Origin of the sequence: Micrococcus sp. Alg238-R198 (assembly GCF_900537135.1) — a bacterium.
In the GTDB taxonomy this organism is placed as follows: domain Bacteria; phylum Actinomycetota; class Actinomycetes; order Actinomycetales; family Micrococcaceae; genus Micrococcus; species Micrococcus luteus.
Map to the genome: position 1 here is coordinate 124,525 of NZ_UNRH01000007.1, position 9,271 is coordinate 133,795.

Consider the following 9,271-nt stretch of genomic DNA (forward strand, 5'->3'; position numbering starts at 1 on the left):
CATGCAGGACGCGTCCTCCGAGTCCCGCGCCGCCCTCGAGCGCCTCCGGGGCGCCTCGGCGCCCCGTCCCGACGACGACGCGACGCGTGCTCCCGCCGCGCGCCCTCGCCGCGCCCTGGCCGCGCCCGGGGAGATCTCCCGCCGCGATCTGCGCCGTCACGAGCGCGCCCTGCGCTCGGGCCGACCCGAGACCGCCGCCGAGCGCCGCGTGCGCGAGGACCGCCGCGCGGACGTGCACCGCGCCATGGACCGCCTGCGCACTCCGGGCGCTCCCGCCGAACAGCGCCCACGCCGGGACCTCAGCGAGATCCTGGACCGCCTCGGCAGCCCGGACCTCGCCCGTTTCGCCGATCCGCTCGTCGGCACGGTCGAGCGCATCCTCCCCGCCCCGGGGCGGGACCCGGAGAAGGCCGCGGAGGCCGCACGTCGCCGCGCTGCGGCCGAGGAGCGCCGGCGGGCGCGCCTCGACGAGGAGGCCCGCCGGGCCCAGGCCGCGCGGGTGGCCCGCCGCCGCCGCGAGGAGGAGAAGCAGCGCCGTCGGCGTGAAGCCGAGCGGCGCCGTCGGGTGGCGGCCGAGGAGAAGGCCCGTGCCGCCGCCGAGGCGGAGGCCCGCCGCCGGGAGCGGGAGGAACGGCGCCGCCGGGAGGCGGAGGTCGCCGCCGAGCGCGCCCGCGTGCAGGCGGAGCGGCGGGCCCGCGAGGAGGCCGCGCTCGCCGAGCGGGAGCGGCTCCGGCTCGAGGCGGAGGCGGAGGCGGAGCGCCGTCGGCAGGCGGCCGAGGCCGAACGCCGTCGCCTCGAGGCCGAACGCGTCGAGGCCGAGCGGCGCCGTCGGGCCGAGGAGGCCGAGCGGCGCCGTCGCGAGGCGGAGGAGGCCGCCCGCCTCGAGACCGAGCGACGTCGTCGCCAGGCCGCCCGCGTCCGCGCTCACACCGTGCTGCACGCCGAACGCGCCCTCGCCCAGGCCCGGCTCCTCGAGGACCGCGCCCGGGAGGCCGAGCGCCGCGCGGCGGAGGACGCCGCCCGCCGCCGTCGCGAGCACGAGGAGCGGGAGTCCCGCGCGCTCGCCCGGGCCGCGCGCGAGCTCGAGGGCCCCGAGGTCTTCCCGGCCGCCGCCGACCGGCCGCTGCTGTCCGACCCGGAGGAGCGGCTCACCGATGAGGAGCTCTTCGCCCGAGCCCGGGTGGCCCTGCCCGAGTGGCGGCGGCGGCAGCGACTCTCCACGAAGGCGCAGGCCGTCCGGGCCGAGGCCATCGCCCACTCCTCGGCGGGGCCGGTTACGGGCGCCCTGCCCCTGATCCCCGGCTACACCCCCGCCCCGCCCGAGGAGCCGGCCGGCTCACCGACCGCTGCGGACCGACGCGGCCAGACGCTGCTGACCGTCGTGTGGGCGCTGTTCGTGCTCTCCGGTGCGTGGGGCCTGGGTCTGGCCGGCCGCGTCCCGGGGCTCGCCGCGCTCGACGCCGGCGCCTACCCGCTCACCGCCGACGGCCGACACGGCCCCGACGCGAGCGTGTTCGGACTGTCCCCGCTGCACCCGGCGATCTGGCCGGTGCTGTGGCTGCTGACCGGGATGTACGTGCTCCGGCAGTGGGGGCCGGGCCAGGGCGCGTCGCCGCGGCACCGCCGCATCCGAGGCGCGGTCGCGGGGACCCTGCTGGCGCTGGCGCTGTGGTTCCCCCTGGCCGTCCTGGCCCCCGGGGGCTTCGACGTCGTCCCGTGGCTGCTCGCCCTGGTCCTCATGCTCCGTGTGGTCCGGCGGCTCGGCGCCCGCCCGGCGGCCCGCCGCGTCGCACGGGTGGCCGAGGACGGCGCGCTCGGCGTGCTGCTGGGCACCCTCCTCGCCGGCGCACCCACCGCGGTGGGCGCCGCCCTCCACGCCTGGGGTGTGCACGTCGACTGGTTCCCGACCGAGCTGCTCGCCCTGCTGGTGCTGGTGGCCCTGCTGCTGGCGGCCCTGCGCCTCGTGCTCGGGGGGCGCGGCCGCATGGGTGTGGCCCTGGGCATGGCCTGGACCCTGCTCTGCCTCGCCCTGCCCCGCCTGCTGCCCAGCCCGCTCGGGGCGCAGCAGAGCGTGTGGGTGGGTCTCGCGGCCACCTTCGGGGCGCTGCTGCTGGTCACCGCCGCGGCCGTGCGCCGCTCCTGGGCCCGCCAGATCGAGCGCGACGCCGCCCGCCGGCCGCACCCGGCCGGCGCCTGAGCCCGTCCCCGTTCAGCGCCCGGGCCCGGCGGGCACCGGGACCCACCGGCCGCCGTCGCGCCGGAGCACGTCCAGCCGGCCCGTCACGGCGACGCCGGACACCGCCTCCGCCATCCGCCGCGCCACCTCGGCGGCCTCGGCGTCCTCGCCGGCCCGGTGCGAGCCGGGCACCGCGAAGCGCAGCACGATCCGCGGGACGCGCGCGACGACCTCGATGTCCTTGGCCGCGAGCACGTGCGTGGCCTGGACGGCGGCCTCGGCCAGGTCCATGACCTCTTCGGGCCGGTGGCCGGGCAGGAGGTCGCCGATCTGCAGGCGGGCGCGGTAGGAGGGCATGGGCCCAGGGTAGGGGTGGACGCAGCAGCGGTGACGACTTCTCTCGTCGCACGGGCCGGCCCGCCCTTCCGCCCGCGGCGGACGCGAGCCCTCCCGTGTCCGGACCCGCTCGTAGGGTGGGGTGCATGACTCAGACCGCCACCCCGCAGACCGACGCCCCCGCCGTGCCCGCGATCTTCGAACCGATCGAGATCAACGGCGTGCGCGTACGCAACCGCCTGATCCTGCCGCCGATGTGCCAGTACTCGTGCGAGGCGCGCGACGGCGTCCCCCACGGCTGGCACTTCCAGCACCTGGGCGCCCGCGCGGCCGGCGGCTTCGGGATCGTGGTGGCCGAGGCCACCGCCGTCACCCCCGAGGGACGCATCTCCGCGTGGGACACCGGCCTGTGGAACGACGAGCAGCGGGACGCGTGGGCGCCGATCGCCGAGTTCATCGCCTCCCAGGGCGCCCTGCCCGCCATCCAGCTCGGTCACGCCGGCGCCAAGGCCTCGACCGTCCCCATGCACCCGGGCGCGCCCGCCGGGCAGCCGATCCTCGAGGGCCCCGACTCCTGGGAGACCCTCTCCCCCTCCGGCGTGGCCACCAACTCCATGGAGATCCGCACCCACGCGATGCGGGTGGACGAGATCCGGGAGACCGTCCAGGCCTTCGCCGACGCCGCCGAGCGCGCCGACCGTGCCGGCTTCGGCGCCGTGCAGCTGCACGCCGCCCACGGCTACCTCATCCACCAGTTCCTCTCGCCGCTGACCAACACCCGGACCGACGAGTACGGCGGGGACTTCGAGGGCCGCACCCGCTTCCTCAAGGAGGTCGTGGCGGCCGTGCGCGAGGTGTGGCCCGCGGACAAGGTCCTCGGCATCCGCATCTCCGGCTCGGACTGGGTCGAGGGCGGCTGGAGCATCGAGGAGACCGTCCGCCTGGCGCAGGAGCTGCAGGGGCAGGTGCACTGGTTCGACCTGTCCTCCGCGGGCATCGGGGACACCTACGAGGGCCCTCAGGGCCCGGGCTATCAGGTGCCGCTGGCCACCGCCGTGAAGGAGGGCACCGAGGGGATCGTGGTGTCCGCCGTCGGCTCGCTGACCGGCGCCGAGGAGGTCGCGGCCGTGGTGGACGAGGACCGCGCCGACGCCGTCTGTGTGGGTCGCGCCGCCCTGGCGAACCCGAACTGGCCGACCGCGGCCGCCCTCGCCCTCGACGTCCCTTCGGAGCAGGTGCCGATGGCCCGGCAGTACTTCCGCGCCAAGTGGTGAGCGGAACACGCGGGACCCGGTGTGCCCCCGGCGCGGAACTCCGGTAGAACAGAACCATGAGCGTGCGCACCCCCGACCCGAATCCGGGCTGGCTGTCCGACGAGGACCTCTACGAGGCCCGGCGTCGGCTGCCCATGGTGTATGTGGAGGCCATCCCGGTGCGGCTGGACTCCCTCGGCTACGTCACCGAGATCGGCCTGCTCTACGTGGCGGACGAGACCGGCACGTTCCAGCGGACGTTCGTCTCCGGCCGCGTCCAGTACCGGGAGACCATCCGCGCCGCGCTGATGCGCCACCTGGAGAAGGACCTCGGCCCGCTCGCGTTCCCGCAGCTGCCGCCGTCGGTGGTCCCCTGCACCGTCGCCGAGTACTTCCCGGCGCCGTCCGAGACCGGGCTGACGGACGACCGCCAGCACGCCGTGGCCCTGGTCTACGTGGTGCCGGTGACGGGTGAGTGCCAGCCGCGCCAGAACGCGCTCGAGCTGACCTGGCTCACCCCCGAGGAGGCCCTCGGCGAGGACATCCAGGCCGAGTTCATCGGTGGCCGCGGGGACCTGGTGCGCCAGGCCCTCGCCCACGTGGGATGGGGGCGCTGAGCATGGCACCGGTCGTCGGCGGCTACCTCCGCCATCTGAAGTCCCAGGACGTGCAGCCCGGGGACAGCTTCCTGACCCGCCGCGGCGAGCCCGCCCCGCCCGTGGCCTCGACCCGGGTGATGCGGGACGACTTCGGCACCCCCGCGCTCGTGATCGCCACCCTCGAGGGCGGCCGGGAGGTCAAGATCGCCCACGGCTCCGTGATCCGGGTCCGCACGGACCGCCCGGAGGAGCGCAGGGCCGTCCCGGACACCACCTTCTCCCCCGTGGACGCGGGGTCCCCCGAGGAGCGGATCGTCGCCGTCGGCAAGCGCCACCTCGACGACACCGAGCTGACCGCCACCGCGGCCCGGCTCTCCCACGGGTTGAACCTGCGCTCCGGCTCCCAGCTGGAGGACGTGTTCGGCATGGCCGAGCGGCTCTACCTGCTGCACGAGGACACCGAGGGCACGCTCGCCACCCTGGGCCTGCTGACGAACCTGCCGTGGGACGGGGCCGTGGGGCGGTGGAAGTCCATCCAGGCCGCGCTGTCCCTGGCGTCGCTGATCCTGCGCGAGGAGGGCGAGCACATCGCCGCCGCCAACCTCGGTCGGCGCCTGCTCGAGGCGGACGAGGTCCCCTCCGAGCCGGGCCGGGCGTCCCGCGTGCTCGAAGTGCGCCAGCGTCAGCTCAACGAGCCGCCGCTCTACGACCGGGAGATCTCCCGCGCCCTGCAGGCCCGCGACGCCGAGGCCGAGTATCAGTGGCGCCGGGCCCGGTTCGGCCAGCTGCTCTACCTGCGTGCCCGCGGCGGCTCGGAGACGCTCACGGACGCCGACCTGGATTCCCGGATCGCCCGGGAGCTCGGCACGCTGCGCACCCTCGCCGACGAGCTCGAGGCGAAGGCAGCCACGCGCCGGTGAGGCCCAGCCGCGGGACGGGCGTCGAGAGCCGGCCCCGTCCCCGGTGACACGCCCTCCGGGGTGCGGTTCGTGTGGCGCACCTCACTCTCCAGCCCCTGTCGGGGCTATGCGCCCGACATGACCGGCTCCGCACCCGCTCAGCTCCGCCCCCTCCGCTCCACGGACGCGCCCGCCGTCCTGGCGGCCTTCCACGCGGGCACCGTCGGCATGGCCGACCCCGGGGAGGTCACCGACGAGGCCTCCGCCCGCGCCTACGTCGACGGACTGGTCCAGGCGGAGGGGACGGACGCCGTCGCCGTGGTGGAGCGCGGGACGGACACGCTGATCGGCCTGGTCGCCGTCGTGCGCGACGAGGCGCACGGCACCGGCGCGCTCACCGCCTGGCTGCATCAGGGCTGGCGCGGGGACGCGATCATGTCGCGTGCGGCGACCACCGTGGCGGACGCCGAACTGGCCGAGGGCGGGCTCGAGCGGATCGAACTGGCCCACCGGGCGGACAGCCCGACGGCGGGGGCCGTCGCCCGGGCCGCCGGGCTCCGTCACGAGGGCACGCAGCGCGGCCGCCTCCGCGCGGGCGGGCGGCGGCTCGACGTGCACCGCTACGGCCGGCTGGCCACGGACCCGCTGCCCGAGGAACGCGTCCGCCCCCTGCCGTGGGCCTCCGACGCCCACCCCTGGGCCGGCCGCTGACCGCGGCCCGCCCCCGACGACGCCCCACGACGCCGCCACGCCCTCCCGGCCCGATGCCCCGCTAGTCTGCCGAGATGACCACCCCGACCGACGCCGTCCCGAGCCCGCATCCGCGGCCGTTCCTCCTCGTCCAGACGCGCCCCGAAGACGACGCCGCGGCTGCCGAGGTCGAGGCCGTCCAGCGACTGGGTGGCTATTCGGAGGGCCGGCTGCGGGTGCTGCCCCTCGACCGCGTCGTGCAGCGCCCGGACGTGGCCACGCACGGCGTGGACTGGGAGGCGGAGCTCGCGGACGTCGTCGCCGTGATCCTGCCCGGCAGTCCGTTCACGGGCACCGATCCCGAGGAGACCAAGTCCCCCGTGCAGCGCGCCGTGGAGGCGGAGCTGGGCCGGATGCTCGACGTCGTCCGGCGCCGCGACCTGCCGTTCCTCGGCTGCTGTTACGGCGTCGGCACACTGGGCCGGCACGCCGGCGGGGTCGTGGACAACGCGTACGGCGAATCGGCCGCGCCCGTCGAGGTCACGCTCACCGACGAGGGTGCCGCGGATCCGTTGCTGGCCGGGGTGCCGCGCACGTTCGCGGCGTACGTCGGCCACAAGGAGGCGATGAGCGCGCTCCCGCCCGGCGCGGTGCTGCTCGCCGCGGGCGCCGACTGTCCCGTGCAGATGTTCCGGCTCGGCACCCGCCAGTACGCCACCCAGTTCCACCCGGAGCTGGACCAGGCCGGTATCCTCGAGCGCCTTGAGATCTACCGCGAGCACGGGTACTTCGCCCCGGGCGAGTACGAGCCCACGGTGGCGGGGCTGGCCGCCGTCGACCCCGAGCACCCCCGCCGGATCCTGGCGAACTTCCGCACGCTGTTCGGCTGAGCCGCCCGGCCCACCCCGTAGCGTGGCCGCATGGACACGCACCGCGCCACCGCTTCCCTGCCCTGGATCGACGGCCCCGCCGTGCGCGCCGCCCTGAGCCCGCGCGCCGCCGTCGACGCGCTGGAGGCGGCCCTCGCCGCCGGCCTGGACCCGGAGGCCGACGCCCCCCGCACCCGCGTGGCCACCGCCGCCGGGCAGCTGCTGCAGATGCCCTCGACGCGCGGGGCCGAGGTCGGCACCAAGCTGCTCACCCTCACGCCGGACAACCCCGAGCGCGGACTGCCCGTCATCCAGGGCGTCTACGTGCTGTTCGGCGCCCCGGGCACCCCCGGCCAGGCCCCGCGGGCCGTGCTGGACGGCGTCGAGCTCACGGGCCTGCGCACTTCCGCGGTGTCCGCGCTCGGGGTGCGGCTGCTCGCGGACGCCTCGCCCCGGCACCTGGTCGTGTTCGGCACGGGCGTGCAGGCGTGGGAGCACGCGCTCACGTTCCAGGACGTGTTCGGGCTGGAGCGGGTGTCCGTGGTCGGCCGCGACGCCGACCGGGCCGCCGCCCTGGCCGCGCGCATCGAAGCGGAGCTGGGCGTGACCGCGAGCGCCGCGGGCCCGGAGGCCGTGGCGGAGGCGGACGTCGTGGTGACGTGCACGGCCGCGACGGCCCCGCTGTTCGACGGGACGCTCGTGCCGGAGCACGCGACGGTCGTGGCGATGGGCTCGCACACCACGGACGCCCGCGAGACCGACGACGCCCTGGCCCGCCGCGCGACCGTGGCGGTGGAGTCGCGGGACTCGGCCGCCCGCGAGGCCGGGGACGTGACCCTCGCGATCGACTCCGGCGCGCTGGCCGGGATCGAGGACACGGTGACGCTGGCCGAGCTCGTGGCCGGGACCGCGCGTCGTCGGGAGGGCGCGCCCGCCCTGTTCGTCACCACGGGCATGCCCTGGCAGGACCTGGTGGTGGCGAGCGCGGTGGCGCGGGAGGTGCTGGGCTGAGCCGGGGCGGCCTGCGGTGCCTGCGCACTACCCTGGGTCCCATGCCTGAGACCCCCGCCGCCCCGACGCCGCAGCCCGCCTCCGGTGCCCCCGCGCATCCCTCGCAGTTCGGCTTCGAGGTGACGCACCGGCTGGAGACCGGCGGTGCGGACGGCGCCCCGCTCGGCCGCACCGGCGTCATCACCACCCCGCACGGGCGGATCCAGACGCCGGCGTTCATCCCGGTGGCCACACAGGCCACGGTCAAGGCGGTGCTGCCGGAGTCGATGGCCGAGCTCGGCGCGCAGGCCCTCCTGGCCAACGCCTACCACCTGTACCTGCAGCCCGGGGACGACCTCCTCGACGAGGCCGGCGGCCTCGGCGCGTTCATGAACTGGCCCGGCCCCACCTTCACGGACTCCGGCGGCTTCCAGGTGATGTCCCTGGGCTCGGGATTCAAGAAGGTCATCGACATGAAGGGCCCCGGCGCGCCCGAGGGGCAGGGCGCCGACGACGCCGTCGCCCCCGGCAAGGAGCGCCTGGCCAACGTCGACGACGACGGCGTCTGGTTCAAGTCCCACCTGACCGGGGACCGGCACCGGTTCACCCCCGAGGTGTCCGTGGGCATCCAGCACAACCTCGGCGCGGACATCATGTTCGCCTTCGACGAGCTGACCACCCTGCACAACTCCCGCGGCTACCAGGAGGAGGCGCTCGAGCGCACCCGCCGCTGGGCCCAGCGCTGCCTCGACGAGCACGCCCGCCTCACCGGGGCCCGCGCGGCGCGGCCGTACCAGGCGCTGTTCGGCGTGATCCAGGGGGCCCAGTACGAGGACCTGCGCCGCAAGGCCTGCCGCGACCTCGCGGCGATGCGGGCCGAGTTCCCGGCCGCGGGGGAGCTCGACGGCGTGGCGTCCGGCTTCGACGGCTACGGCGTCGGCGGGGCCCTGGAGAAGGAGAACCTCGGGACCATCGTGGGCTGGTGCGCGCAGGAGCTGCCCGAGGACAAGCCGCGCCATCTGCTCGGCATCTCCGAGCCCGACGACCTGTTCACCGCCGTCGAGAACGGCGCCGACACCTTCGACTGCGTCTCCCCCACCCGGGTGGCCCGCACCGGCGCGTTCTACACCCGCGACGGGCGCTACAACCTGCCCGGGGCGAAGTACCGCCGTGACTTCGGCCCGCTGGACCCCGAGTGCGACTGCTACACGTGCGCCCACTACTCCCGCGCGTACCTGCGGCACCTGTTCAAGGCGAAGGAGATGGTGGCGCACACCCTCCTCTCCATCCACAACGAGCGGTTCACGGTCTCGCTCGTGGACCGGATCCGCGCGGCCATGCAGGACGGCACGCTCGCCGAGCTCAAGGCCGAGACCCTCGGCCGGTACTACGCCCCGAAGGGCTGAGGGGTGCTGGGTCCGCCGGCACGCTGCGGGGGGGGGGGGGGGGGGGCCAGCAG

The 9,271-nt window shown here is 76.2% G+C and carries 9 protein-coding genes; 8 read left to right on the plus strand and 1 reads right to left on the minus strand.

Annotation, left to right across the window (positions count from 1 at the left end; all coding sequences use genetic code 11):
• Position 1 precedes the first annotated feature (1 nt).
• The gene (locus G6R13_RS08480) at positions 2-2,197 is read left to right on the plus strand and encodes a hypothetical protein (RefSeq protein ID WP_163721418.1); all 2,196 of its coding nucleotides are present in this window, start codon (positions 2-4) and stop codon (positions 2,195-2,197) included.
• Between the two features lie 12 nt (positions 2,198-2,209).
• On the opposite strand, the gene G6R13_RS08485 is transcribed toward G6R13_RS08480, so the two are convergent.
• Positions 2,210-2,533, minus strand: a complete 324-nt coding sequence (locus tag G6R13_RS08485; protein WP_101963066.1) for a hypothetical protein — start codon at positions 2,531-2,533, stop codon at positions 2,210-2,212.
• A 125-nt stretch (positions 2,534-2,658) separates the two neighbouring features.
• Between G6R13_RS08485 and G6R13_RS08490 the strand changes: the two genes are divergently transcribed.
• From G6R13_RS08490 to tgt, 7 genes are all read left to right on the plus strand, one after another.
• Positions 2,659-3,786, plus strand: a complete 1,128-nt coding sequence (locus G6R13_RS08490) for an NADH:flavin oxidoreductase/NADH oxidase (protein WP_036339859.1) — start codon at positions 2,659-2,661, stop codon at positions 3,784-3,786.
• 56 nt (positions 3,787-3,842) lie between these two features.
• Positions 3,843-4,382, plus strand: a complete 540-nt coding sequence (locus tag G6R13_RS08495) for an NUDIX hydrolase family protein (RefSeq protein ID WP_036316089.1) — start codon at positions 3,843-3,845, stop codon at positions 4,380-4,382.
• 2 nt (positions 4,383-4,384) lie between these two features.
• A complete protein-coding gene (locus G6R13_RS08500; RefSeq protein WP_225348910.1) occupies positions 4,385-5,284 on the plus strand; it encodes a DUF6707 family protein in 900 nt (299 codons plus the stop codon).
• A gap of 117 nt (positions 5,285-5,401) precedes the next feature.
• On the plus strand, positions 5,402-5,974 hold the full coding sequence (locus tag G6R13_RS08505) for a GNAT family protein (RefSeq protein ID WP_163721420.1): 573 nt from the start codon (positions 5,402-5,404) through the stop codon (positions 5,972-5,974).
• Between the two features lie 74 nt (positions 5,975-6,048).
• Positions 6,049-6,843 carry a glutamine amidotransferase gene (locus G6R13_RS08510; RefSeq protein ID WP_163721422.1) on the plus strand — a complete coding sequence of 265 codons (795 nt, stop codon included), beginning with the start codon at positions 6,049-6,051 and terminating at the stop codon, positions 6,841-6,843.
• A 30-nt stretch (positions 6,844-6,873) separates the two neighbouring features.
• The gene (locus G6R13_RS08515) at positions 6,874-7,833 is read left to right on the plus strand and encodes an ornithine cyclodeaminase family protein (protein WP_134415953.1); all 960 of its coding nucleotides are present in this window, start codon (positions 6,874-6,876) and stop codon (positions 7,831-7,833) included.
• A 41-nt stretch (positions 7,834-7,874) separates the two neighbouring features.
• A complete protein-coding gene (gene tgt, locus G6R13_RS08520; RefSeq protein ID WP_163721425.1) occupies positions 7,875-9,218 on the plus strand; it encodes a tRNA guanosine(34) transglycosylase Tgt in 1,344 nt (447 codons plus the stop codon).
• Positions 9,219-9,271 lie beyond the last annotated feature (53 nt).